Annotated in this window: 22 protein-coding genes; 7 read left to right on the top strand and 15 right to left on the bottom strand. The window is 59.8% G+C overall.

The annotated features are described in order from the left end of the window. Window positions 1-167: 167 nt before the first annotated feature. On the top strand, window positions 168-2,015 hold the full coding sequence (ilvD, locus tag N7D90_RS01290; RefSeq protein ID WP_261740544.1) for a dihydroxy-acid dehydratase: 1,848 nt from the start codon (window positions 168-170) through the stop codon (window positions 2,013-2,015). 100 nt (window positions 2,016-2,115) lie between these two features. On the opposite strand, the gene N7D90_RS01285 is transcribed toward ilvD, so the two are convergent. Continuing rightward, window positions 2,116-3,171, bottom strand: coding sequence for a haloacid dehalogenase-like hydrolase (locus tag N7D90_RS01285; protein WP_261740543.1), 1,056 nt, complete (start codon window positions 3,169-3,171; stop codon window positions 2,116-2,118). A 219-nt stretch (window positions 3,172-3,390) separates the two neighbouring features. On the opposite strand from N7D90_RS01285, the gene N7D90_RS01280 reads away from it, so the two are divergent. Beyond that, window positions 3,391-4,782 carry an L-cystine transporter gene (locus N7D90_RS01280; protein ID WP_261740542.1) on the top strand — a complete coding sequence of 464 codons (1,392 nt, stop codon included), beginning with the start codon at window positions 3,391-3,393 and terminating at the stop codon, window positions 4,780-4,782. Window positions 4,783-4,911: 129 nt separating this feature from the next. On the opposite strand, the gene N7D90_RS01275 is transcribed toward N7D90_RS01280, so the two are convergent. After that, window positions 4,912-5,424: a dihydrofolate reductase gene (locus N7D90_RS01275; protein ID WP_261740541.1), complete on the bottom strand. Its 513-nt coding sequence runs from the start codon at window positions 5,422-5,424 to the stop codon at window positions 4,912-4,914. Between the two features lie 91 nt (window positions 5,425-5,515). Here N7D90_RS01275 and N7D90_RS01270 point away from each other — a divergent pair, with 91 nt between their 5' ends. After that, entirely contained in the window at window positions 5,516-6,898 is a 1,383-nt protein-coding gene (locus N7D90_RS01270) for a DUF2868 domain-containing protein (protein WP_261740540.1), read from the top strand. Next, a complete protein-coding gene (locus tag N7D90_RS01265; RefSeq protein WP_261740539.1) occupies window positions 6,891-8,255 on the top strand; it encodes a GTPase/DUF3482 domain-containing protein in 1,365 nt (454 codons plus the stop codon). The genes N7D90_RS01270 and N7D90_RS01265 overlap by 8 nt, the downstream gene beginning before the upstream one ends. A 21-nt stretch (window positions 8,256-8,276) precedes the next feature. Here N7D90_RS01265 and N7D90_RS01260 read toward each other — a convergent pair whose 3' ends face one another. From N7D90_RS01260 to N7D90_RS01230, 7 genes are all read right to left on the bottom strand, one after another. Then, a complete protein-coding gene (locus tag N7D90_RS01260) occupies window positions 8,277-8,834 on the bottom strand; it encodes a phosphonate degradation HD-domain oxygenase (protein ID WP_261740538.1) in 558 nt (185 codons plus the stop codon). Then, on the bottom strand, window positions 8,834-9,961 hold the full coding sequence (locus tag N7D90_RS01255; protein ID WP_261740537.1) for a TIGR03364 family FAD-dependent oxidoreductase: 1,128 nt from the start codon (window positions 9,959-9,961) through the stop codon (window positions 8,834-8,836). Before N7D90_RS01255 ends, N7D90_RS01260 begins: the two co-directional genes overlap by 1 nt. A gap of 140 nt (window positions 9,962-10,101) precedes the next feature. Beyond that, window positions 10,102-11,124: a putative 2-aminoethylphosphonate ABC transporter substrate-binding protein gene (locus N7D90_RS01250; protein WP_261740536.1), complete on the bottom strand. Its 1,023-nt coding sequence runs from the start codon at window positions 11,122-11,124 to the stop codon at window positions 10,102-10,104. Window positions 11,125-11,172: 48 nt separating this feature from the next. Continuing rightward, window positions 11,173-12,897 (bottom strand): putative 2-aminoethylphosphonate ABC transporter permease subunit, encoded by a 1,725-nt coding sequence (locus N7D90_RS01245; protein ID WP_261740535.1) that lies wholly within the window; start codon window positions 12,895-12,897, stop codon window positions 11,173-11,175. Window position 12,898: 1 nt separating this feature from the next. Then, window positions 12,899-13,975 carry a putative 2-aminoethylphosphonate ABC transporter ATP-binding protein gene (locus tag N7D90_RS01240; protein ID WP_261740534.1) on the bottom strand — a complete coding sequence of 359 codons (1,077 nt, stop codon included), beginning with the start codon at window positions 13,973-13,975 and terminating at the stop codon, window positions 12,899-12,901. A gap of 180 nt (window positions 13,976-14,155) precedes the next feature. Next, entirely contained in the window at window positions 14,156-15,019 is an 864-nt protein-coding gene (locus tag N7D90_RS01235) for a LysR family transcriptional regulator (RefSeq protein WP_261740533.1), read from the bottom strand. A gap of 16 nt (window positions 15,020-15,035) precedes the next feature. Continuing rightward, complete coding sequence (locus N7D90_RS01230; RefSeq protein WP_261740532.1) at window positions 15,036-17,306, bottom strand: heavy metal translocating P-type ATPase; 2,271 nt, start codon at window positions 17,304-17,306, stop codon at window positions 15,036-15,038. An 86-nt stretch (window positions 17,307-17,392) separates the two neighbouring features. Here N7D90_RS01230 and cadR point away from each other — a divergent pair, with 86 nt between their 5' ends. Then, the gene (gene cadR / locus N7D90_RS01225) at window positions 17,393-17,842 is read left to right on the top strand and encodes a Cd(II)/Pb(II)-responsive transcriptional regulator (RefSeq protein ID WP_261740531.1); all 450 of its coding nucleotides are present in this window, start codon (window positions 17,393-17,395) and stop codon (window positions 17,840-17,842) included. A gap of 88 nt (window positions 17,843-17,930) precedes the next feature. On the opposite strand, the gene N7D90_RS01220 is transcribed toward cadR, so the two are convergent. The 3 genes from N7D90_RS01220 to N7D90_RS01210 are packed head-to-tail and all read right to left on the bottom strand — an operon-like array spanning window position 17,931 to window position 20,554. Then, a complete protein-coding gene (locus N7D90_RS01220) occupies window positions 17,931-18,902 on the bottom strand; it encodes a thymidylate synthase (protein ID WP_048361300.1) in 972 nt (323 codons plus the stop codon). Between the two features lie 50 nt (window positions 18,903-18,952). Further along, window positions 18,953-19,759, bottom strand: coding sequence for a prolipoprotein diacylglyceryl transferase (gene lgt / locus N7D90_RS01215; protein ID WP_261740530.1), 807 nt, complete (start codon window positions 19,757-19,759; stop codon window positions 18,953-18,955). A 12-nt stretch (window positions 19,760-19,771) separates the two neighbouring features. Then, entirely contained in the window at window positions 19,772-20,554 is a 783-nt protein-coding gene (locus N7D90_RS01210) for a sulfite exporter TauE/SafE family protein (RefSeq protein WP_261740529.1), read from the bottom strand. Window positions 20,555-20,684: 130 nt separating this feature from the next. On the opposite strand from N7D90_RS01210, the gene N7D90_RS01205 reads away from it, so the two are divergent. Then, window positions 20,685-21,431, top strand: coding sequence for an NRDE family protein (locus tag N7D90_RS01205; protein ID WP_261740528.1), 747 nt, complete (start codon window positions 20,685-20,687; stop codon window positions 21,429-21,431). A gap of 134 nt (window positions 21,432-21,565) precedes the next feature. Here the strand turns inward: N7D90_RS01205 and ptsP are convergent, their stop codons facing one another. Then, on the bottom strand, window positions 21,566-23,845 hold the full coding sequence (gene ptsP / locus N7D90_RS01200) for a phosphoenolpyruvate--protein phosphotransferase (RefSeq protein ID WP_261740527.1): 2,280 nt from the start codon (window positions 23,843-23,845) through the stop codon (window positions 21,566-21,568). Window positions 23,846-23,866: 21 nt separating this feature from the next. Then, window positions 23,867-24,346 carry an RNA pyrophosphohydrolase gene (locus tag N7D90_RS01195; protein WP_019828104.1) on the bottom strand — a complete coding sequence of 160 codons (480 nt, stop codon included), beginning with the start codon at window positions 24,344-24,346 and terminating at the stop codon, window positions 23,867-23,869. A gap of 143 nt (window positions 24,347-24,489) precedes the next feature. On the opposite strand from N7D90_RS01195, the gene N7D90_RS01190 reads away from it, so the two are divergent. Beyond that, on the top strand, window positions 24,490-25,146 hold the full coding sequence (locus N7D90_RS01190; protein ID WP_261740526.1) for an HAD family hydrolase: 657 nt from the start codon (window positions 24,490-24,492) through the stop codon (window positions 25,144-25,146). Window positions 25,147-25,270: 124 nt separating this feature from the next. Here the strand turns inward: N7D90_RS01190 and N7D90_RS01185 are convergent, their stop codons facing one another. Continuing rightward, the gene (locus tag N7D90_RS01185; protein WP_261740525.1) at window positions 25,271-25,699 is read right to left on the bottom strand and encodes a DUF2269 domain-containing protein; all 429 of its coding nucleotides are present in this window, start codon (window positions 25,697-25,699) and stop codon (window positions 25,271-25,273) included. Window positions 25,700-25,705 lie beyond the last annotated feature (6 nt).

Genomic DNA, 25,705 nt, shown 5'->3' with positions numbered 1-25,705 from the left:
TCATCGCCAATCATCCCCGGCGGGTTTATGAGCTCAGGCCCAGGCGCGCGGCGATCCCGCAGCGTTCACGGCAGCTAGCGGTTACGTAGTCATTTTCTGTGTGATCCGTCAGTCATTAGAAGCTCACTTCCCTGTTTGTTACCTGATTAGCCGCCCGGAGTTGCTCCATGCCTGACTATCGTTCGAAAACCTCCACCCACGGCCGCAACATGGCCGGTGCCCGCGCTTTGTGGCGCGCCACGGGGATGAAAGATGCCGACTTCAAGAAGCCGATCATCGCCATTGCCAACTCCTTTACCCAGTTCGTACCCGGCCACGTCCATCTGAAAGACATGGGCCAGCTGGTTGCCCGCGAGATCGAACGCGCTGGCGGCGTTGCCAAGGAATTCAACACCATTGCCGTAGACGACGGCATCGCCATGGGCCATGACGGCATGCTGTATTCGCTGCCGAGCCGCGAGATCATCGCCGACTCCGTGGAGTACATGGTCAACGCCCACTGCGCCGACGCCATTGTGTGCATCTCCAACTGCGACAAGATCACCCCAGGCATGCTGATGGCCTCGTTGCGCCTCAACATCCCGGTGATTTTCGTTTCGGGCGGGCCAATGGAAGCGGGCAAAACCAAGCTCGCCAGCCACGGCCTGGACCTGGTAGACGCCATGGTCATCGCCGCCGACTCCAGCGCTTCTGACGAGAAGGTTGCCGAGTACGAGCGCAGCGCTTGCCCGACCTGCGGTTCGTGCTCCGGCATGTTCACCGCCAACTCGATGAACTGCCTGACCGAAGCCCTGGGCCTGGCCCTGCCGGGTAACGGCTCGGCACTGGCGACCCACAGCGACCGCGAGCAGTTGTTCCTGCAAGCCGGCCGCACCATTGTCGACCTGTGCCGCCAGTACTACGTCGAGAACGACGAGTCGGTATTGCCGCGCAATATCGCCAACTTCAAGGCGTTCGAAAACGCCATGACGCTGGACATCGCCATGGGCGGTTCGACCAACACCATCCTGCACTTGCTGGCCGCGGCCCAAGAGGCCGAAATCGACTTCGACCTTAAAGACATCGACCGTCTGTCCCGCCACGTGCCGCAGCTGTGCAAAGTGGCGCCGAACATTCAGAAGTACCACATGGAAGACGTGCACCGCGCTGGCGGCATTTTCTCCATCCTCGGCTCGCTGGCCCGTGGCGGCTTGTTGCACACCGACCTGCCGACGGTACACAGCAAGACCCTGGCCGAAGGCATCGCCAAATGGGACATCACCCAGACTGACGACGAAGCCGTGCACACCTTTTTCAAGGCCGGTCCGGCCGGTATCCCGACGCAAACCGCGTTCAGCCAGTCGACCCGCTGGGAAACCCTGGACGACGACCGTGAACACGGCTGCATCCGTAGCGTTGAGCATGCCTACTCGCAAGAAGGCGGCCTGGCCGTGCTGTACGGCAACATCGCGCTGGATGGCTGCGTAGTCAAAACCGCTGGTGTCGACGAATCGATCCACGTGTTTGAAGGTAATGCCAAGATTTTCGAAAGCCAGGACAGCGCCGTACGCGGCATTCTGGCTGACGAAGTGAAAGCCGGTGACATCGTGATCATCCGTTACGAAGGCCCGAAAGGCGGCCCGGGCATGCAAGAAATGCTCTACCCGACTTCCTACCTGAAATCCAAAGGCCTGGGCAAAGCTTGCGCCTTGCTCACCGATGGTCGCTTCTCGGGTGGTACCTCCGGCCTGTCCATCGGCCACGCTTCGCCGGAAGCGGCTGCTGGCGGCGCGATTGGTCTGGTGCAGGACGGCGACAAAGTGCTGATCGACATTCCTAACCGCTCGATCAACCTGTTGATCAGCGACGAAGAGATGGCCGCTCGCCGTGCCGCGCAAGACAAGAAAGGCTGGAAACCGGTAGAAGTGCGTCCGCGCAAAGTCACCACCGCCCTCAAGGCCTACGCCTTGCTGGCCACCAGCGCCGACAAGGGCGCGGTGCGTGATAAAGCACTGCTGGACAAATTGGTGCCATAAGCCAATACGCTGAGCAAAAAAAATCCCGGCCATGTGCCGGGATTTTTTATGGGCAACATAACCGCCCTTGTGGGAGCGGGCTTGCCCGCTCCCACAGGAATTACTGGATCTGATCAGGCTTGACGATCACCCAATTCTTGTCCGCCGTCACCGGCAAACCTTCCTTGGCCTGCGCCGCCGCGTTCTTGGCCATCATGCCTTCCAACTGCGCCATGTATTTGTCCTTGCGGTTGATCCACAGGTGCACCCCGCCCTTGGCCACGTCTACACCGTGGAACAGCATGTAGCCATCACTGGACGGTGTATCGCCACCCACCAGCACCGGTTTTTTCCACTGATCGATATAGGTCAGGATCGCCGCCTGCTTGCCCGCCATCCAAGTCGCCGGGGTCCATAGATACGGCGTCAGTTCCAGCCCCAGGTTGGCTTTTTCATTGTAAGTACCGGCGCTTATCTGTTTGCGCGCCGTGGTCAGTTCACCGGTTTTACGGTCTTTAAGCAATGTGCTCACGCCAATCACGTTCTGCGGTTTGACGTTGTAGCCGTACTTGGGATCGGCCGCGACCATGCGCACCAATTCTTCCGAGGCAGCGGTCATCACGTAGACCTCGATGCCGTTCTCCATCAGCTTGTTGAACAGCTCGACCTGACCGGTAAACACCTTGGGCGGCTGAATCTCGGAGGTCTTGACCACATCACCCTCGAAGTAAGTGACCGGTACTGGCTTGCCCGACGCCATCAACTCGTCCACATAACCCTTGAGCTCTTGCAGGGTAAAACCGGAAAACACTTGGGCCACCCACGGATAGCAGACCATGTCGTCGACTTCGCACAGGCGATAGTAGTAACTGAACAGGCTTTCCTTGTGCTCGGCAGTGTCTTTGAACGGGATCAGCTTGAGTGACGGGTCGAGGCTGTCGCGGGTGATCAGGCCCTTGTTTTCCATATAAGGCAGCAAGGCCTCTTCCAGATCGTTGCGATAGCTGGTGTTGTCCATGTCAAAGACCGCAAAGTTGCCCTTGTTCGCATTGGCGGCGATCATGGCCTCCAGCTGCTTGGCCTGGTCAGCGGGCCAGTGTTTCAATTCTGTGGCCAACGCTTGGCCCGTAAGGCCCAGGCACAGGGTTGCAGCGATCAACTTGGCGGTCAGTTTCATCAGCTATGCTCCACGTCAAAGGCATCGAAGCTAACAAACCTGTGTGACAGTTTTAATCTGGGCGCGACCGCCAGCGTCTTGAATGCGCCACGCGCCTTATTCCAAAATCCAAGGTAGTCATTCCACATCGGTATATTTGTAGATATATCAACCTGTTAGCATTTCCGGTTCGAAATTGTTACATCCCAAGACTGGTACAAGTCGTCCCTCGGAGCTTTCATGAATTTCCCGCTGATCCTCAATCTGCTGGTGTTCCTCGCGTTGCTGTTCGGCTTGTCGCTGACCCGCCATACCGCGTGGAGCCTGGCGAAAAAAGTCTTGCTGGCACTGGTTCTCGGCGTGGTCTTCGGCCTGTGCCTGCACATGACCTACGGCGCAGACAGCCCGACCCTGAAAACCTCGATCGGCTGGTTCGATCTGGTCGGCAGCGGCTACGTGCAACTGTTGCAAATGATCGTGATCCCGTTGGTATTCGCCTCGATCCTCAGCGCTGTAGCCCGTCTGCATAATGCCTCGTCCCTGGGCAAGATCAGCTTCCTGACCATCGGCACGCTGCTGTTCACCACCATGATCGCGGCGCTGGTAGGTATCGGCCTGACCAACCTGTTTGGCCTGACCGCCGATGGCCTGGTCGCGGGCGCAGCGGAAATGAGCCGCTTGCAAGTGATCCAGAGCGACTACGCGGGTAAGGTTTCAGACCTGAATGTGCCGCAACTGCTGCTGTCGTTTATCCCGCAAAACCCGTTTGCCGATTTGGCCCGAGCCAAGCCAACGTCGATCATCAGCGTGGTGATTTTCGCTGCATTCCTGGGTATAGCCGCACTGCAACTGTTCAAGGACGAGCCGGAAAAAGGCGGCAAGATCCTCAGCGCCATCGACACCCTGCAAGCCTGGGTAATGCGTCTGGTACGTCTGGTCATGAAGCTGACCCCATACGGTGTACTGGCCCTGATGACCAAAGTGGTTGCCATGTCCAACCTGCAAGACATCATCAAGCTCGGTAGTTTTGTGGTGGTGTCCTACATCGGCCTGGCGCTGATGTTCGTGATTCACGGTGTGATCGTGTCGGTTTCCGGGGTTAACCCGCTGCGCTTTTTCCGCAAGGTTTGGCCGGTACTGACCTTTGCCTTCACCAGCCGCTCCAGCGCCGCCAGCATTCCGCTGAGCATCGAAGCACAAACCCGCCGTCTGGGGATTCCGTCTTCCATTGCCAGCTTTGCGGCCTCGTTTGGCGCCACCATTGGCCAGAACGGCTGTGCCGGTTTGTACCCGGCAATGCTGGCGGTGATGGTTGCCCCGACCGTGGGCATCAACCCGCTGGACCCGATGTGGATCGCATCGCTGGTAGCGATTGTGACCTTGAGCTCGGTGGGCGTGGCAGGTGTGGGCGGTGGTGCAACCTTCGCCGCACTGATCGTGCTGCCTGCGATGGGCTTGCCAGTGTCGCTGGTGGCGTTGCTGATTTCGGTCGAGCCGTTGATCGACATGGGCCGTACGGCGCTGAACGTCAGCGGTTCAATGGTGGCCGGTACGGTGACCAGTCAGATTCTGAACCAGACCGACAAGGCCATTTTGGCTGAAGACGATCACGGTGATCTGGCGCACGCTTAATACCTGACTGACCCCGCGCCCACTCATGTGGGAGCGGGCTTGCTCGCGATTCAGGCAACGCGGTTTGTCTGTACCAACGCGGTGATGCAATCGCGAGCAAGCCCGCTCCCACAGAGTAATGGCTTGCCTTTAAGCCCTTTCCCACACTTCAAAGCTGAACGCCGGCTTGCCATCCGCCGCCCCGTGCAGCTCTTCTGATACCAACTTCCACTGCGCCTGATCAAACTCAGGGAACCAGGCATCGCCTTCCGGGCTCAGGCCCACCCGCGTCAGGTACAAACGGTCGGCATCCGCCAGCCCCTGGGTGTACAGCTGCGCACCGCCAATCAACATCACTTCACTGACGCCCTGCTCGGCTGCCCATGTCTCGGCGCGCTCAACCGCAGCGTCCAGCGATGCAAACACCTCGGCACCTTCGAGCTGCAAACCGGTCTGACGGCTGACCACCAGGTTCAAACGACCCGGCAACGGGCGGCCCAACGAATCCCAGGTTTTACGACCCATGATGATCGGCTTGCCCAAGGTAGTGGCCTTGAAATATTTGAAATCCGCAGGCAAATGCCACGGCATGCTGTTGTCGACGCCGATCACGCGGTTTTCAGCGAGTGCCGCGATCAGGCTAAGGGGGAGTGATTTTTTCATGCCGGCGAGGATACCAGAGCAACCCGAGCCGGCAGTACCCCGTCCGACGTAACAGCGGTTATGCTCTTGGCTCACTTGAATGGAATGTCGCGTGACTCAACTTTCCCCATTACAACGCCTCTGGTTGACCGAAACCGTGCGCCTGCGCGAAGAACACGCAGGCCCGCTGGACGACCTTGAAGCCAATCGCCGTGCTCGCACCACAGCCGGTGACTTGTCCACTCGCCTGCAAAACCGCGCTCTGTGGCTGGCCGAGCGTGACGGTTTGCTCAGTGCCATGCAGCACTGGCTGCAAGGTGCCCGACTGGCGCTGCTGGTATTGGCCGTGCTGGCGGTGATCAGTGGCGCCGGTCTTGCGTTTGCTGCCTTGGGCGACGGGCAAACCCCGGTCAACGTGTTCTGGGCACTGGGCAGCCTGCTCGGGCTCAACCTCATACTGCTGCTGAGTTGGGCAACGGGCCTGCTGTTTGCCGGTGAACACGGTGCCAGCCTCGGCCGCCTATGGTTGTGGCTCAGCGAAAAGCTCGCCCGTGACGCCAAGGCCGCACAATTGGCCCCGGCTCTATTGCTGTTGCTGCAACGGCGCAAACTCAATCGCTGGGCACTCGGCACGCTGGTCAATGGCCTGTGGCTGCTGGCGATGCTCAGCGCGCTGGTGATGATGCTGTTGCTGATGGCCACCCGCCGCTATGGCTTTCTCTGGGAAACCACGATCCTGGGTGCCGACGTGTTTGTCGCCGCCACCCGTGCCCTCGGCGCCCTGCCCAACTGGCTGGGTTTTGGCGTACCGACCGTGGAGATGATCCGCATCAGCAACGACACCCGCCTCTATAACAACGAACTGGTGCGTCAGGCGTGGGCCGTCTGGTTGGTAGGCGTGGTGCTGATCTATGGCGTGATCCCGCGTCTGGTACTGGCAGCTTTGTGCCTGTGGCGCTGGAAAAGCGGGCGCAACGCCCTGCAACTGGACCTTAACCTGCCTGGCTACAGCCAGCTGCGCGAGCGCCTGATGCCCAGCAGCGAACGTCTGGGCGTCAACGACATAGCCCCCGAGCAATTGCACACCGTGCAGGCGGGCCATAGCGATTTGCACACCGATGGCGCATTGCTTGTGGCCATTGAGCTGGATGACCAGCACCCGTGGCCACCCAAGTTGCCCGCCACGGTCAAGGACGCGGGCATTCTCGACAGCCGCGAATCCCGGCAAAAACTGCTGGAGCAAATGACCCGCTTCCCACCTGCCAGGCTCGCCATCGCTTGCGACCCGCGCCGTTCGCCGGATCGCGGCAGCTTGGCGCTGATCGGCGAGCTGGCGCGCAGTGCCCGCGAAACCCGCATTTGGCTGCTACAAGCCCCACCCGGCCAGGCACTGGATGCCGACCGCCTGGGTGATTGGCACGCAGCGCTGGAAAAGCTCGGGCTACCGTTCGCAGCCAGCGCGCCGTTGAACTGGCTGGAGACAGGTCATGACTAAACCACTGACGCTGGCCGTAGTCGGCCACACCAATGTCGGTAAAACCTCGTTGCTGCGTACTCTGACCCGTGATGTCGGCTTTGGCGAGGTGTCCCATCGCCCCAGCACCACGCGCCATGTCGAAGGGGCGCGGCTGTCGGTAGACGGCGAACCACTGCTGGAGCTGTACGACACACCGGGGCTGGAAGATGCCATTGCCCTGCTCGATTATCTTGAGCGCCTCGACCACCCCGGCGAGCGTCTTGATGGCCCAGCGCGGGTGGCCCGCTTTCTCGAAGGCAGCGAGGCGCGCCAGCGCTTTGAGCAAGAAGCCAAGGTGCTGCGCCAATTGCTGGCCTCGGATGCCGGGCTGTATGTGATCGACGCCCGCGAACCGGTACTGGCCAAATACCGCGACGAACTCAGTGTGCTGGCCAGTTGCGGCAAGCCGCTGCTGCCGGTGCTCAACTTTGTCAGCAGCCCGCAGCACCGCGAGCCCGAGTGGCGCGAAGCTCTGGCCCGCCTCGGCTTGCATGCGCTGGTACGGTTTGACAGCGTGGCCCCGCCCGAAGATGGCGAGCGCCGTTTGTACGAAAGCCTGGCACTGCTGCTGGAGCATTCACGGGGGGCACTGCAACGACTAATCACCGATCAAGAGGCCCAGCGCGAAGCCCGCAAGCACAGTGCACTGCGCTTGATCGCCGAACTGTTGATCGACTGCGCTGCGTGCCGACGCAGTGTGGCCAGCGAAAAAATCGCCGAGCAGCAAGCGACCCAACAACTGCGCGAAGTCATCCGCCAACGCGAGCAGCGCTGCGTAGAAGCGATGCTCAAGTTATATGGTTTTCGTAACAGCGACGCCGCCGCCAGCGACTTGCCGTTGCTCGACGGACGCTGGGGCGATGACTTGTTCAACCCTGAAACCCTCAAGCACTTGGGTGTTCGGCTAGGAGGCGGGATTGCCGCAGGCGCGGCGGCCGGGGCGGGTGTGGACTTGATGGTCGGCGGCCTGACCTTGGGCGCCGCCGCACTGGCCGGGGCCATTGCCGGTGGCGCACTGCAAACCGCACGCAGCTACGGCAGTCGCTTGTTGGGCAAGCTCAAGGGCCAGCGCGAACTGACCGTGGACGACAGCGTGCTGCGCCTGCTGGCCTTGCGCCAACGGCAATTGCTGCATGCGTTGAATGCGCGAGGGCATGCGGCGGTGGACAGCATCAAGGTCGCCACCCCGCAGGACAAGACCTGGCGCGAAGGCAAATTGCCTGAAGCCCTGAACAAGGCCCGGGCGCACCCGCAATGGTCGTCGCTTAACCCGCATCCGAAGTTGAGTCAGGCTGAGCGCCAGGAGCAGATCGAGGTGTTGGCCCAGCAGATCTGACCTTTTTTGTGGGAGCGGTGCTTAAGCCTCTAACAGGCGCACAGCCTTGTCCTTGAGAATTTGCAGGTCCATCAGCGGCACATGCTCCTCCTTGGCCTGCTCGTCCCACATGCGCATGCGCAGGCTGAGCTGGCACAGCGGGTCTTGCTCGAACGCATCCGCCTCAACCTCGCTCATCACCCCGCCCTGATACCCCAGCGTTCGAATGCTGGCTTCACTCAGCAAATCGTAATACCCCGGCTGACGCAAGGTCAGGTAGCGCTTGGCCTGTACGTGGTATTCCACCAGTTTGACCAGCCGCTCGCTGAACCCGGCGCGGAGCAAATAACTGGCGCCTACCTGCTCATGGCTGACCACCCCATAGCCATCCATGTTCTTTGCATCATTGACGCAGAAGTGGCCAATATCGTGAAAGAACGCCGCCAACACCACCTCGTCGTCACAGCCCTCATTCAGCGCCAACTGCGCGGCCTGGGACATATGCTCAATTTGCGACACCGGCTCGCCGATGTAATCGTCAGTGCCGTATTGCTGATACAAACCAAAAACCTCTTCAACCACTTGCTGTGCGCGTGTCATCACATCTCCTCCAGCATCCGGGCGATATTGCCCTCGGCCATCGCCGGGCCCACGCTCATGCCCACGCCGGTGTGCATCAGCGCCGCATTCAAGCCGGGCGCCACCTCCAGCCAGGTGAAGGGTTTGGCCCCCTTTGCACCATAGACGCCCTGCCAGCGCTCGACCACTTGGACTTCACAGCCAAGGGTTTCTTCGCATAGCTGTAGCATCCAGTTATCGACCTGTTCGCCGTTGAAAGGCGACGGATCACGACTGTAATCGTGAGAATCGCCGACGATCAAATCACCGTAAGGCGTGGGACTGATCAGCAGGTGAATACCGTGCTCATCCAGATTCGGGTGGTTGCGCTGAATTTCGGACAGTACTGCCGCAGCTTCTGGCAAGTCAGCAAAAGCCCCGTAGTGCACACAACTCAGCCCGGTCAGCAGCGCGTGCCGCAGCTTCAAATCGACCGTGGGCCGCACGCGCAGCATTTGCAGACGGCAAACCTGCGGGTCAAGTTTGGCCAGTGGCTCAGCCAGCAAAGTCAGGTAATCATGCCCCGAGCACACAATCACCTGTGAGCCTTTGAAACTGCCCGACGTCGTGTGGACCTGGCCGGGCTCGACCTCGCGCACCAGGGTCGAAAAATGAAACTCGACGCCCAAATCTCGTTGCAGACAAGCGATCAGCGCCGGGATAGCTTCCCGTGAGTAAACCTGCTGATCGTCCAAGCCGTGCAAGGCAGCGCGGTGATGGCTGAATTGGCCGCCATACAGCGTATCCATTGCCGCCCCGCGCAGCAGTTCGGCGCGATAGCCAAATTCCTGCGCCCGGCCTTGGCAGAAGGCTTCGAGCAAGTGCTCTTCGGCTTCGGTGCGAGCGAACAGGTACGAGCCATTGCGCTTGAGATCAAAGCCTGCGCGCTGCGCCCAGTCAGCCCAAATGCTGCGGCTGGCCTGGGCCAGATCGAGCATCACGCCCGGTGGCTGGCCGGTGACCAGCGCTTGGCCAAAGTTGCGCACCGAGGCGCCCAAGGGCGTGGCGGTGCGCTCGAAGACGTGCACCTTGAGCCCGCGTTTTGCGGCGGCGTAGGCGTGGGACAGGCCGAGGATGCCGGCACCGACGATAAGGATGGGTTGAGTCATAATGATGTCCTGAAGGGCAACCTTACTCTCCTGTGGGAGCGAGCCTGCTCGCGCTTGAATCGCTGCGGTGTAACAGATGCACCGCGTCAGTTGCTTCGCGAGCAAGCCCGCTCCCACAGATTTATTCGTAGCGTCGAGAATTACTGCGCCACTTTCTCGGACTTGCCGTCATAGCGCTTGCGCCATTCGGTCAGGATGCTGTCGCGATTTTTCGAAGCCCAGGCAAAGTCGTTCTTGATCAGACGCTGCTCGTAATCCGCTGGCAGTTCGGTCTGCGGCTTGGCGATACCAGGCTGAGCGAGGACGGCGAAGTTCTCTTTATAAAGCTCCATCGCCGCCGGGCTTGCGGAGAAGTCAGCGAGTTTTTTCGCCGCTTCTTCGTGCGGCGAACCCTTGATTAGCGCAGTCGCTTCGATTTCCCAACCCAGGCCTTCTTTTGGCAACACGATGTCCAACGGTGCGCCCTGGCGCTTGAGCTGCACAGCCGGGTATTCAAACGAAATACCAATCGGGAATTCGCCCGCAGCCGCCAGTTTGCAAGGCTTGGAACCAGAGTGAACATACTGGCCGATGTTCTGGTGCAGGTCGTCCATAAATTGCCAGCCCTGCTTCTCGCCGAAGGTCTGCAGCCATGCGCTTACGTCCAGAAAACCAGTACCGGACGAAGCCGGGTTGGGCATCACGATCTTGCCCTTGTACTCGGGCTTGGTCAGGTCTTGCCAGCTCACCGGCTTGGTCAGACCCTGCTTTTCGGCTTCGATGGTATTGAAGCAAATGGTCGCGGCCCACACGTCCATCCCCACCCAGGCGGGCGGATTGGCTGCATCGCGATAATTGGCGCCGATCTTGGCCAGATCCTTGGGCGCATAGCTTTGCAGCATGCCTTGCTGATCCAGAATCGCTAGGCTGGAAGCGGCCAAACCCCATACCGCATCGGCTTGTGGACGGGCTTTTTCAGCCAACAGCTTGGCGGTGATGATGCCCGTGGAGTCGCGCACCCACTTGATCTCTACGTCCGGGTTGGCCTTTTCAAAGGCTTGCTTGTAGGTCTTGAGCTGTTCGGCTTCCAGGGCCGTGTACACAGTCAACTCGGTTTTGGCAGCAAACGCATTAAAGCTAAACGCGGTGAGGACAGCAGCGGCAAGAGCAAGCGGCTTGAACATGGTGCGGTTCCTTTATTCGTTGTAGGGGCAGGGTTGTGTGGGCACGGGTTATTGAGCAGGAGCGCCCTGGCGCCAGGCCTGGGAGCGGCGCAACAAACCGCGCGAAGCCCAGGCCAGGAGCAGGGACACACCCGCCGAGGTGAACAGGATCAGGGTCGACATGGCCGCCGCACCGCCAACGTTGCCGGCGTCGTCCATGTTCAGCACCGCCACCGCAGCAAGGATGGTGTCGGGGCTGTAGAGGAAGATTGCCGCCGACACGGTGGTCATCGCCGAGACGAACAGGTAACGGATGATGTCCAGCAACGCCGGTAGGCAGATCGGTACGGTGACGCGCCAGTAATGGCGATAAAGCGGCGCTTTCAGCGACAGTGCGGCGGCTTCAAACTCGCCGTCGAGCTGACGCAGTGCGGTGGTGGCGGTCATTTGGGCGGTGGTCAAATAGTGAGCAATGGTGCACACCACCAGCAGGGTCATGGTGCCGTAGAGCACGTGCAGCGGGTTGCCGGGCAGGTTGAAAAAGAACACATAGCCCAGCCCCAGTACCAAACCGGGTACGGCCATCGGCACGAAACTGAGCATGCGCAGGGCCAGGTTGAGGCCTTTCTGGCTTCTGGTCTTTTCCATCAGGTAGGCACCGGTGAAGATCACCGCGCTACCGATCAAGGCGGTACACAGCGCCATCGTCACGCTGTTGCGATAGGCCAGCCAGCCACCGCCTGCGGTGTCGTTGAACTGGTAATGAGCAAGCGACAACGACAGGTTGTACGGCCAGAATTTGACCAACGATGAGTACACCGCCATCCCGAATACCAGCAGCAAGGTGGCGCAAATCAACAGCACAATGGCCAGATAGCAGCGGTCACGCACTTTAGACGGCACCGGTTTGAACACCTGGGCACGGCCGCTCATGGAATCACCATGCTGGCGGCGCAACCAGGCATCGACGCCGAAGCTGAACAGTGCAGGCAGCAGCAGGACCATGCCGATCAAGGCGCCGCGACCGAATTGCTGCTGACCGACTACGGCCTTGTAGGCTTCCAGCGCTAGCACTTGATAGTCGCCCCCCACCACCACGGGCACGCCGAAGTCGGTGATGGTCAGGGTGAACACCAGACAGAACGCAGCGAATACCGCTTGCTTGGTGCCCGGCCAGGTGATGCTGCGAAACGCCTTGAAGGGTCCGGCGCCCATGCTCGAAGCTGCATCAAACAGGCGTGCATCGGCCAGCGACAGGGCCGACAGCAAAATCATCAAGGCATGAGGGAAGGTATAAATCGCTTCGCCGAGAACAATGCCCCAGAAACCGTAGATATTGTCCGAAATCAGCCCGCGCAACATGCCCTGGTTACCGAACAGGTACACCAGTGCGATACCCGGCAACATCGACGGCGCCATCAGCGGCAGCAGTGACAGCCCGCGCCAGATACGCTTGCCGGGGATCATGGTGCGTTGCAGGGCGTAGGCAAAGAGGTACGCCAGCGGTACCACAATCGCCGCCACGCTAAGAGAAACCTTAAGGCTATTACCCAGCAGCCAGTGGAAGTTGTCGCTGGTGACCAGTTCCCGCGCAGCAACCCAACCGCCACCCTGACCGTCTTCGGCACTGAAACCGCGCCAGAAGATCGCCAGCAACGGCATCAGCACCGCAACGCTCAACAGCAGCAATAACAGGAGTTTGCCGCCAACCACGAAAATGCGGTCACCGAGTTCCGCTCTGGAAGCTTTGCGCGGCATTTTACCGGGCAATGGCAGGGCCATTTCAGCGGCCATCTTAGGCAAACACCTGCAAGCTGCCCGGCGGCAGGGCGACAAAGATGTCCGGGGCGCCGAGCCGCGGCAGGTCCTGACTGCCGACTTCAGCTGTCAGCGCGTGGCCCGGTAAATGGTTGAGTTCAAAACTCATGCGGCAGCGATTACCGAGAAAGGTGATTTCCCGCACCCGAGCCGGGAACAGATTTTCCTGATGCAGCACCGGGTTCACGCTGATGGCTTCGGGGCGGCAGAACAGGCGGCCCGAGGCGGCACGTCCGGCATCGTCTGCCAAGCGCATGCTCATCCCGCCTACCTGGGCGTGACTGGCGCTGTTGCGCTGGAACGGCAGCCAGTTACCCTGGCCGACAAACTCGGCGACAAACGGGGTGGCGGGTTTATCGTAGATTTCTTGCGGGGTAGCGTATTGCTCGACCTTGCCGTTGTTCATCACGGCGATGCGGTCGGCCATCAGCATGGCTTCGTCCTGATTGTGGGTCACCATCAATGTGGTGATACCCAGGCTGCGCTGCAATTGGCGCAGTTCGGTACACAGGTGCTCGCGAACCCGGGCATCGAGAGCCGACATCGGCTCATCGAGCAACAGCAAGGAGGGCGCTGGCGCCAAGGCTCGGGCCAGTGCAACACGCTGCTGCTGGCCACCGGAAAGCTGGCCCGGGAATTTCTTTTCACTGCCGGTCAAGCCCACCAGCTCCAGCATGTCGCCAACGCGTTTGCGCACCACATCGCGATTGCTGCCCGCCAGGCCGTAGGCGATATTGGCTTCAACAGTCAGATTGGGAAACAGGGCGTAGGACTGGAACAGAATTCCGTAGTCGCGGGCTTGAGGTGCAAGCTCAGACACATCGCGTTCACCCAGATACAAGGCGCCGTTGTCCTGGCGCTCAAGCCCGGCGATGCAACGCAGCAACGTGGTTTTGCCGCAACCGGAGGGCCCGAGCAGGCACACCAGTTCACCGGCGGCCACTTCCAGCGAGACGTTGTCCAGCGCGGTAAAGGCGCCAAAGCGCTTGCTCACATTGCGCACCTTCATCGGTACGCCGGGTTGGGTCAAAGCGGTTGCGTTCGAGCGGTTCATGGGTGCACCTCATCAAGCAGATGGGGCTCATCCTAGAGACGCAATGCGTACAAGATGTGGCAGCAAGGCCAAAGCTGCCGATAGTGGTATTGGTGAATTTGGGTGATCCACACTCTGTAGCCGCTGCCGAAGGCTGCGATCAAGCCCGAAGGGCTTGCGCCTGTTCAAAAACCCAAAGTCTCAGGCCGGAGCCATTTCCTGCGCCAGCCCCAGAAATGCTGCTGGCAAACGCGCGGCCTTGCGCTCTTTGAGGCAGTACAGGTACTCGTGGATAACCGGCGCACTTTCCAGGGTCAGCACTCGCAGTTGCGGGTCGTGGGGGACTTCCTGGCGGGCGATGATACTGATGCCGATATTGCGCAACACCGCCTCACGAATCGATTCCCGGCTGCCGATTTCCAGCAGCGGACCAAAACTGACGCCAGCACTGGCAAGCAGTTCTTCGGTCAACTGGCGTGTGGTCGAGCCCTGTTCGCGCATCAACAGACAATGCCCGGCCAACGCGCTCAACGGCACATGGTCGAGATTGGCCAGCGGGTGATTGCGATGCACCGCCAGCACCAGCGGATCGGCACCCAGTACGCGGCGAATCAGGCGCGGGTCTTCCAGCAACTGCGACGAAGCGGCAATGTCGACCCGATACTCGTCCAGCGCTTCAAGCACCTGCTGGGAGTTGCCGATATCCACCGACACGTCGATCTGCGGCAAGCGCTCGCGAAAGGCTTTAACCAGATCGAGGATGTAATACGGCGCCGTGGCGGCAATGCGCAATGTGCCAGTGCCTTGGCCGCTATTGCGCAAAAAGAACTCAATATCGGCTTCTTGCTGCAGCAGCGCCTTGACCATCGGCAGCAGGCGCACGCCCTCATCGCTCAGGGTCAGGCGCCGTCCGCCGCGATAAAACAGCTCCACGGCGTACTGGCTTTCGAGGTTACGGATCTGCGTGGTCACGGTCGGCTGGCTAAGCCCGAGCTTCTTTGCGGCCTGAGTAATGCTGCCCAGTTGGGCCACCCGGTAAAACGCTTTCAGCTCGGCACTCAGCACAGCGGCCTCTCTTGGTCTATTTGCGCAGCAGGCGCAAACCGTTGAACACCACCAACAGGCTGACGCCCATGTCGGCAAATACGGCCATCCACATGGTGGCCAACCCAAGGAAGGTTACCGCAAGAAAGATCGCTTTAATGACCAATGCCAGGGCGATGTTTTGTTTAAGGATGCTGGAAGTTTGACGTGACAGGCGAATGAATGCTGGAATTTTGCGCAGATCGTCGTCCATCAGGGCTACATCTGCAGTCTCTATCGCGGTATCTGTGCCCGCCGCGGCCATCGCAAAACCAATCTCGGCGCGAGCCAAGGCCGGAGCGTCGTTGATCCCGTCACCCACCATGCCAACGTGATGCCCTTTGGCGTACAACGCCTCAATCGCCTTGAGCTTGTCCTCCGGCAACAAGTTGCCTTGCGCTTCGTCGATCCCGACCTGTGCGGCAATAGCGCGGGCGGTGTGCGGGTTGTCGCCGGTCAGCATCAGGGTTTTGATGCCCAGTTCATGCAGCTCGCGAATCGCTTCGCGGCTGGTTTCCTTGACGGTATCTGCCACCGCGAACAACGCCATCGGACCAGAACTGTCACACAACAAGATGACGGTTTTACCTTGTTCTTCCAGCGCAAAAAGCTTCGCTTCCAGCTCGGGCGAGCACAGGCCCAGCTCTTCAACCAGACGGTGATTGCCCAAATGATAAAGCTTACCGTCGATTTCCCCGCGCACACCACGACCTGCCAGGGCGGCGAAGTTATCCACAGCGCTCAATGCCAGTTTTTTATCCACAGCCGCATTGGCCACGGCCAGTGACACCGGGTGGTCGGAGCGGCTGGCCAGGCTTGCAGCCAGCAACACCGCACTGTCGGCAAACAGCGGATCAAGCGGCAGATAGTCGGTTTGCACCGGCTTGCCGTGGGTGATGGTGCCGGTCTTGTCCAGCGCCAGAAAATCGAGTTTGTGGCCACTCTCGAGATACACCCCACCCTTGACCAGAATCCCCTTGCGGGCCGCTGCGGCCAGGCCGCTGACGATGGTTACCGGGGTCGAAATCACCAGCGCACACGGGCACGCCACCACCAACAACACCAGTGCGCGATAGATCCAGTCGAACCACACGCCGCCCATGAACAAGGGCGGGATCACAGCCACTGCCATGGCGAAAACGAACACCAGCGGGGTATAGATTTTCGCGAAGCTGTCGACGAAGCGCTGGGTCGGTGCCCGTGCACCCTGGGCTTGCTCCACAGCGTGGATGATTCGCGCCAGCGTCGAGTTGTTGGCCGCCGCTGTCACCCGGTACTCCAGGGCACCGGACTGGTTGATGGTGCCCGCGAAAACTTTATCGCCTACGGTCTTCTCGATAGGCAGGCTTTCGCCGGTGATCGGCGCCTGATCGATGGTCGAGTTGCCGGACACCACCTCACCGTCCAGGCCAATGCGCTCACCAGGCCGCACCCTTACCAAGGTGCCCAGGGCGATATCTTTGACTTCAAGCTCGACCCAACTGCCATCCGCCTGTTGCACGGTGGCCTTGTCTGGCGCCATTTGCATCAGCCCGCTGATGGCATTGCGGGCGCGGTCGAGAGATTTGGCTTCGATCAACTCGGCCACGGTAAACAGGAACATCACCATGGCCGCTTCGGGCCACTGACCGATCAGCACCGCGCCGGTCACGGCGATGCTCATCAGCGCATTGATGTTCAGGTTAAGGTTTTTCAGGGCAATCCAGCCCTTTTTGTAGGTGGTCAGACCGCCGCTGAGGATCGATACCAGTGCCACCAGCGCGATCACCCACGTAGGCGCGGCATCGGTGAAATGCAGCACTTCGGCGGCCAACGCACCCACCCCGGCTACGGCCAGCGGCCACCAGTGTTTTTTGACGGGCGGCGCAGCCGGGGCTGCATCTGTTCCCGATTCAATGGGATCGGCCTGCATGCCCAGGGATTTTATCGCCGCGATAATCGGCGCGGTCGACGGCAGGTCATGGGTCACGCCCAATACCCGGTTGATCAGGTTGAACTCCAGTTGCTGCACACCCGCCAGCTTGCCCAGCTTGTTCTGGATCAGGGTCTGCTCGGTGGGGCAGTCCATCGCTTCGATGCGAAAACTGCTCAGGCGCGCACCCGCAGTGGGAGCAGAGCCGAGCTTGATCACGCTGGGGCCCGCCGCTGCTGAACAGCAGCTATGGGCATGACTGTCGTGGTCGTGCTTCTCGCCATGATCATGTTCGTGATCGTGATCGTGATCGTGATCGTGGTGGGGCTTGTGCGGGGTGTGAATGGAGTCGCTCATCAGGTTGCGTCCGGGAAAGGTGCCTATTGCCAAGTAAAGACCCTGTAGCCACTATAGGGTCAAGCAACCTTTCGGAGATAAGTGCGATGAAAATTGGTGAGTTGGCGAAATTGACCGACTGTCAGGTCGAAACCATCCGTTATTACGAGCGCGAAGGGTTGCTGCCGGAGCCTGCACGCAGCGAGGGTAATTACCGTTTGTACACCCAGGCCCACGTTGAGCGGCTAACGTTTATCCGCAATTGCCGCAGCCTGGACATGACCCTCGAAGAGATCCGCAGCCTGCTCAATCTGCGCGACAGCCCGCAGGACCAGTGCGAAAGCGTAAATGCGCTGATCGACGAACATATTCATCACGTCAAGGCACGGGTCGACAGCTTGCTGGTCTTGCAGACACAACTGCTCGAGCTGCGCCAACGCTGTGGCGAAGGGCCGAACGGAGAACACTGCGGGATTTTGCAGCAGCTGGAAGTCAGCGGATCGGTCAGCGCGCCGGAAGGCGAGCCAAGCCATGTGGGCAGAAGCCACGGGCATTAAAGCGCCCCCCTTGTGGGAGCGAGCCTGCTCGCGAAGCGCTTGAGGGCTTCGCGAGCAGGCTCGCTCCCACAGGGGGATATCGGGGGTTTTACACCGCCATCGGCGCGGTCATCGGCGCGTGGTGCTGGTAGCCTTCGAGGCTGAAGTCACTCGGCTCAATCAGGCCCAGCCACTCTGGCTGGTACACGCCCGTCTTGGCGAATTCCGGTACGCGGTCCGAGATCACCAGTTTTGGCATCGGGAACGGTTCGCGGGTCAGTTGCTCGTTGAGCATGTCCAGGTGGTTTTCATACACATGGGCATCGCCGATAAAGTAGGTAAACCAACGCGGCGTGTACCCGGTCAGGCGACCGATCAAGCTCAGCAGTGCAGCGCCTTCGGTCAGGTTGAACGGTGTGCCTAGGCCCAAATCGTTGGAACGGATATAGAGGGTCAGGGAGATTTCTTTCGTCTCCACATTCGGGTGGAACTGGTACAGCAGATGGCACGGCGGCAGGGCCATTTCGTCGAGCTGGGCGCAGTTCCAGCCGTGGAACAGAATACGTCGGCTGCCCGGGTCGTTGATGATGGTGTCGACACACTGACGCACCTGATCGATGGCCTTGTAGAGCACCACATAAGCCTGACCGTCTTCTTCACCTTCGGCGATCTGACGGTAGCCTTGGCTCAGGCACAACTCGATGGCAGCCTGGTTGCTGCGCTCGATTTGCTTGTAAGCAGGCCATTTGCGCCATTGCACGCCGTAGATTTCGCCAAGGTCGTCTTCACCCTGACGGAACGGGTTGGCCAGCCACTGGGCGTTTTCGTTGGCGTTCTGATCCCACACCTTACAACCCAGCGCGCGGAAATCTGCCGCGCTGTTTACCGGGCGCAAGAAACCGCACATCTCGCCGATGGCAGATTTGAACGCCATGCGCCGGGTCGTGATGGCCGGAAAACCTTCCTTGAGGTCATAGCGCAACATGGCGCCGGGCAGACTGATGGTCTTCACACCGGTACGGTTGGCTTGCAGGGTGCCGTTTTTAATGACGTTGGCAACGAGGTCGAGATATTGCTTCATGGTTTTCCTACCGTTTGAATGCAGGGCGGCGTGCGCCCTGCGATTCGAATTTAAAGCGCAGCTTTGTTAGCCGCTGAATCGCGGTGGTAAGCCCACCAGATCAGGAGCAGGCCGCCCACAATCATCGGGATGCAGAGAATTTGCCCCATCGTCACCCAGCCGAACGCCAGATAGCCTAGCTGGGCATCCGGCACGCGGACGAATTCGACGATAAAGCGGAAGATGCCGTAGAACAGGGCGAACATCCCGGACACCGCCATGGTTGGCCGAGGTTTACGCGAATACAGCCAAAGAATCAGGAACAGTGCCACACCTTCCAGCGCAAACTGGTAAAGCTGCGACGGATGGCGGGCCAACTGCTGCGGGTCGGTGGGAAAGATCATCGCCCACGGCACATCACTGGCCTTGCCCCACAATTCGGCATTGATGAAGTTGCCGATGCGCCCTGCCCCCAGACCAATCGGCACCACAGGGGCGATAAAGTCCATGATCTGGAAGAACGACTTGCCATTGCGTTTGCCGAACCACCAGACAGCCAGCATTACGCCAATCAACCCGCCGTGGAACGCCATGCCGCCTTTCCACACTTCGAAAATCAGCAGCGGGTTGGCGATGTAGGCGCTCAGGTCGTAGAACAGCACGTAACCCAAACGACCACCGACAATCACGCCCATGGCCACCCAAAACACCAGGTCAGAGAGTTTCTCTTTGGTCCAGGTCGGGTCGAAACGGTTGAGGCGGCGCGACAGGATCAACCAAGCGGCACCAATGCCGATCAGGTACATCAAACCGTACCAATGGATTTTCAGCGGTCCGATGGCCAGTGCCACCGGGTCAATCTGCGGGTAAGGCAGCATTGCGACTCCTTGTTAGATCAGGAAACTCAAACCGACACAGAACAACAGTGCGGCAAACAGCCGTTTCAGCAGGCGTGGCGAAAGCTTGTGAGCCAGTCGCGCACCAAAACGGGCGAAAAACATACTGGTCAGGGCAATCCCGAGCAGCGCCGGCAAGTAGATAAAACCGAGACTATGCGCGGGCAGGTCGGGGTTATGCCAGCCAATGATCATGAAACTTAATGCACCCACCAGCGCAATCGGCAAACCGCAGGCCGCCGAAGTCGCTACGGCTTGCTGCATCGGCACGCTGCGCCAACTGAGGAACGGCACGGTCAATGAGCCGCCACCGATACCGAAAATTGCCGAAGCCCAGCCAATCACTGTGCCAGCGATCGTCAGGCCCACTTTGCCCGGCACCGTGCCGCTGGCCTTGGGTTGCAACCCCAGGGCCATTTGTACGGCGATCACCAGGGCGAACACGCCGATGATTTTCTGCAGGTGGGGACCGGCAATGGCTTCTGCCGTGATTGCACCGATACCCGCGCCGATCAGGATGCCTAGTGTCATCCAGACAAACAGCGGCCAGCGTACGGCGCCTTTGCGGTGGTGCTCACGGATCGAGTTGATCGAGGTAAAAATGATCGTGGCCAATGACGTGCCGACGGCCAAATGGGTCAGCACCTCACTGTTAAAACCCTGCAGGGTGAAACTGAACACCAGCACCGGCACGATGATAATTCCGCCACCGACCCCGAACAGCCCGGCCAGTACGCCCGCAAAGCCTCCCAACACCAGATAGAGCAGAAATTCCATTACTCGCCCCCCAAATTTGACCCGCATGGTAACGGAGCAAGGGCTTGGGCTCCACTGCGCTGCACGGTATGGCGCGAGCCGCCTGAGCAATCTATAAGTAGTGTGGTTAAAAAAACATTAAGGACTGCCCATGTGTCTGATTGTCTTCGCTTGGCGCCCCGGCCACGCACAGCCTTTGGTCGTTGCGGCCAACCGCGATGAGTTTTATGCGCGCCCCGCCAAATCCCTTGCACAGTGGACCGATGCGCCGCAGGTGTACGCTGGCCGCGACCTTGAAGCTGGCGGAACCTGGCTGGGGGTTGGTGCCGATGGGCGCTTTGCCGCCCTGACCAATATCCGTGAACCGCACAAGCCGCCTTCACGACGCTCACGTGGCGAGCTGGTGGCGGACTTTTTGACCTCAAACCTGCCAATTTCCGAGTATTTCGCACACGTTGGCCGACGTTCAGTCGACTATGCCGGGTTTAATCTTCTGCTGGGAACCCGTGATCAACTCTGGCATTTCAACTCCAGAGACTTGGCGCCACAACCGTTGAGTGCGGGGATTTATGGTTTGTCGAATGCCGGGTTGGACACCCCCTGGCCCAAACTGCTGAAGGCCAAGGCGGCGCTGGCCGAAGTGCTCGACGATCCGCAACCGCAGGCACTGCTGGCCTTGCTCAAGGATACGCAAACCGCACCGTTCAGCGAGCTGCCCGATACAGGCGTGGGGCTGGCCACGGAGAGTTTGTTGTCGAGTGTGTTTATCGCCAGCCCCAGTTACGGCACCCGCGCCAGCACGGCGTTGATCGTCAATGCTGACGGCTCAAGGTTGATGGTAGAACACAGCTTCGGGCCGCTTGGAGGGCGTTTGGGCGAGGTACAAGTACAAGCTTGAAGGCGAAAAACCTGTGTAACCGCTGTCGAGGTACTTCACACGTGGGAGCGAGCCTGCTCGCGAAGATCATTCGCGAGCAGGCTCGCTCCCACTGGGGGCTTGACCTGGAACAGAGTATCTACACAGCTCTCGCCTCAATACGGCTTGATCGCCGCCGGATTCATCATGCGGGTCAGGCCCATGTTCTTCAGGGCCAGCTGTATGGTGCTGCGAATGACCTGCGGGTTGTCGATGGTCATCACTTCGGCCAGCAGTTCCTTGGCGCGGCTCAGGCTGACCTGGCGCAGCATCCATTTCACTTTCGGCAAGTTGGTGGCGTTCATCGACAGGCTGTCAAAACCCATCGCCATCAGCAGGATCGCCGCCGCCGGATCACCGGCCATTTCACCACAGATACTCGCCGGTTTGCCTTCCGCATGGGCGTCGCGTACCACCGACTGCAGGGCTTGCAGCACCGCCGGGTGCAGGTAGTCGTACAAATCGGCCACCCGCGGGTTATTGCGGTCCACGGCCAACAGGTACTGGGTCAGGTCGTTGGAGCCCACCGACAGGAAGTCCACCTGGCGCGCCAGTTCTTTGGTTTGGTACACCGCCGCCGGGATTTCGATCATTACGCCAATCGGCGGCATCGGCACATCGGTGCCTTCGTCACGCACTTCACCCCAAGCACGGTGCAACAGGTGCAGGGCCTCTTCAAGTTCGTGGGTGCCAGAGATCATCGGCAGCAAAATACGCAGATTGTTCAGGCCTTCACTGGCCTTGAGCATGGCCCGGGCCTGAACCAGAAAGATTTCGGGGTGATCGAGGGTGACGCGAATCCCGCGCCAGCCAAGGAACGGGTTCTCTTCCTTGATCGGGAAATACGACAGTGACTTGTCGCCGCCAATGTCCAGGCTGCGCATGGTCACCGGTTGCGGGTGGAAGGCGGAAAGTTGCTCGCGATAAATCGCTAGCTGCTCCTTTTCGCTCGGAAAGCGCTGGTTGATCATGAACGGCACTTCGGTGCGGTACAGACCCACGCCTTCGGCCCCACGCTGTTGCGCACGCGCTACATCGGCCAGCAGGCCGGTGTTGACCCACAACGGCATGCGATGCCCGTCCGGGGTGATGCACGGCAGCTCACGCAGGGCATCGAGCCCTTCGGACAGCTGGCGTTCTTCTTCGACAACCTCGGCGTATTGCTTGCGCAGCACTTCGCTGGGGTTGGTGTAGACCTCGCCGTGGTAGCCGTCGACGATCATCTGGATGCCGTCGACCTTCGAGTACGGCAGGTCAACCAAGCCCATTACCGTCGGAATACCCATGGCCCGGGCCAGAATCGCCACGTGGGAGTTGCCCGAACCCAGTACTGACACCAGACCTATCAGTTTGCCCTCGGGTACTTCGCCGAGCATGGTAGCGGTCAGTTCTTCGCTGACCAGAATGGTGTTTTCGGGGTAGACCATGCTTTGCTGGCGGTCATGCTGCAAATAGGCCAGCAGGCGGCGACCGAGGTCGCGTACATCCGACGCCCGCTCACGCAGGTAGTCGTCGTCCATCAATTCAAAACGGTTGACGTGATCGGTCACCACCTGGCGCAGGGCACCCTGAGCCCACTGCCCGGTCTTGATCACATTTTTGACTTCGCTGCCCAGCGACGCATCGTCGAGCATCATCAGGTACACGTCGAACAGCGCCTGCTCTTCGGGACGCAGCTGCGTAGCGAGTTTTTTAGAAACCGCACGCATGTCGTTGCGTACGCCTTCGAGAGCGGTCTTGAACAGCGCAATTTCGGCCGGGATATCGGTGATGGCCTTGTCGGGCACCACGTCCAGATCCGCCGGTGGCAGCATGACCACCGCAGTACCCACCGCCGCGCCTGGAGAACCCGGCACACCGACGAACTTGGCTTCCTGGATACCCTTGCCCTGACGCCCCAGACCACGAATCGAACCTGTGGCTTCGGCATGGGCAATAACCCCGGCCAACTGGGCGCTCATGGTTACCAGAAAGGCTTCTTCACCTTCGTCGAACTGACGGCGTTCCTTTTGCTGGATGACCAGAACCCCGACCACACGGCGGTGGTGGATGATCGGCGCCCCCAGGAAAGAGGCATAGCGCTCCTCTCCGGTTTCGGCAAAGTAGCGATAGCGCGGGTGATCGGCGGCGTTTTCGAGGTTCAGAGGCTCTTCACGGGTGCCCACAAGGCCCACAAGGCCTTCGTTGGGCGCCATGCTGACTTTACCGATCGAGCGCTTGTTCAAGCCCTCGGTGGCCATCAGGACAAAACGGTTGGTCTCTGGATCAAGCAAATAGACCGAGCAGACCTGGCTGCTCATGGCTTCTTTGACGCGCAACACAATAATCCCCAACGCCGCCTTGAGATCCTTGGCGGAGTTAACTTCCTGGACGATCTTGCGCAGCGTATTGAGCATGGCTCGGGGTCGAACTCCGTGTCAGGCGCGCGTTAAAAGGCGCGGGGCAAGCTCTTTGAGAGCGCGACGGTAGACCTCGCGCTTGAATGTCACCACCTGGCCCAACGGGTACCAATAACTGACCCAACGCCAGCCATCGAACTCCGGTTTACCGGTCAAATCCATCCGCACCCGCTGCTCGTTAGAGACCAGGCGCAGCAAAAACCACTTTTGCTTCTGACCGATGCACAGCGGTTGGCTGTGGGTACGCACCAGTCGTTGCGGCAAACGATAACGCAACCAGCCTCGCGTGCAGGCGAGTATTTCTACATCTTCGCGTTCAAGGCCAACTTCTTCGTTCAGCTCACGGTACAAGGCGTCTTCCGGCGTCTCATCAGGGTTGATACCTCCCTGTGGAAACTGCCAGGCGTCTTGATTGATACGGCGAGCCCAAAGTACCTGACCAGCGTCATTTGTCAGAATAATCCCGACATTAGGGCGGAAACCATCGGGGTCGATCACGGCAACAACCTCGCAAACGCATGTCGCCGCATTGTTCCACAAAGGTTGTGAAAGCAGCAACGCGCCTTCCTGCCTTATGTGCACTCTTATTAAAAGACCGTATTCTTGTGGCCTTTCCTCAGACAACTCAACGGGTAACCTCAATGCGTCTGGCTTTATTCGACTTGGACAACACCCTTCTGGGCGGTGACAGCGATCACGCCTGGGGCGATTACCTGTGCCAACGGGGCATTCTCGATGGCGATGCCTACAAGGCGCGCAACGACGAGTTCTACCAGGATTACCTGGCCGGCAAGCTCGACAACGCCGCGTACCTTAACTTCAGCATGGAAATTTTTGGCCGCCATGACATGGCGCAACTGGATCAGTGGCATCGCGAATTCATGCGCGACTGCATTGAGCCACTGATGCTACCCAAGGCTCTGGCCCTGCTGGCCAAGCACCGTGATGCGGGTGACACACTGGTGATCATCACCGCCACCAACCGTGTGGTTACTGCACCCATTGCCAAAAAACTTGGCGTGGAACATCTGATTGCCACCGAGTGTGAAATCGTCGATGGCCGCTATACCGGTCGCAGCACCGACGTGCCGTGCTTCCGTGAAGGCAAAGTGACACGCCTGAACCGCTGGATCGCAGAAAACGGCTACAGCCTTGCAGACAGCTACTTCTACAGCGATTCGATGAACGACTTGCCGTTGCTGGAACAGGTTGACCATCCGGTGGCGGTAGATCCTGATCCAAACTTGCGGGCTGAAGCCATCAAGCGCGGCTGGGAAATCATCTCGCTACGCGACTGACACACAACCTGTGGGAGCGGGCTTGCTCGCGATAAGATCGCCGCGTTTTTTCTGCAAGACCGCAGTGATGCCATCGCGAGCAAGTCGAATCGTCGCACCGCCGCTCCCACACAAGCAATTGTGCTTAAACCGGCTTGGCGCCCATCAACCCCGCAATGGCGATAAAGCAGACTGCACAAAAAATCGCCAGCACCAGCGTAAACCACGGATACCTTGCCATTCGCCCCAACCGCAGGCGATTGAGGCGCACCACCAGCCACAACCAGCTCAAGCTACCCAGCAGATACAAGCAGCTGCCCATCAACAACCATAATTGGCTCAACGGCCAACCGGCCAGGTGTACCAGAAACCAGCCACTGACCGGCAATGCCAACAAGCACAGCCCCATCAGCCCCCAAACAAAGCTCCAGGGCCGCTGCACCACACCGCCCGACAGGTTTTTATCGCCTGCCCGCCAACGCCGAATCACCAAGACCAGCAAGGCAATGGCGCTGACAAACAACAGCAGTGTCGACACGCCATGCAGCAGTTTTAACGCGGTGAACGTTTCCATTTGATT

This window comes from Pseudomonas fragi (assembly GCF_025426255.1).
In the GTDB taxonomy this organism is placed as follows: domain Bacteria; phylum Pseudomonadota; class Gammaproteobacteria; order Pseudomonadales; family Pseudomonadaceae; genus Aquipseudomonas; species Aquipseudomonas kulmbachensis.
Note: the sequence above shows the minus strand (reverse complement) of the source record. Positions and strands in the feature narration are given on the sequence as shown.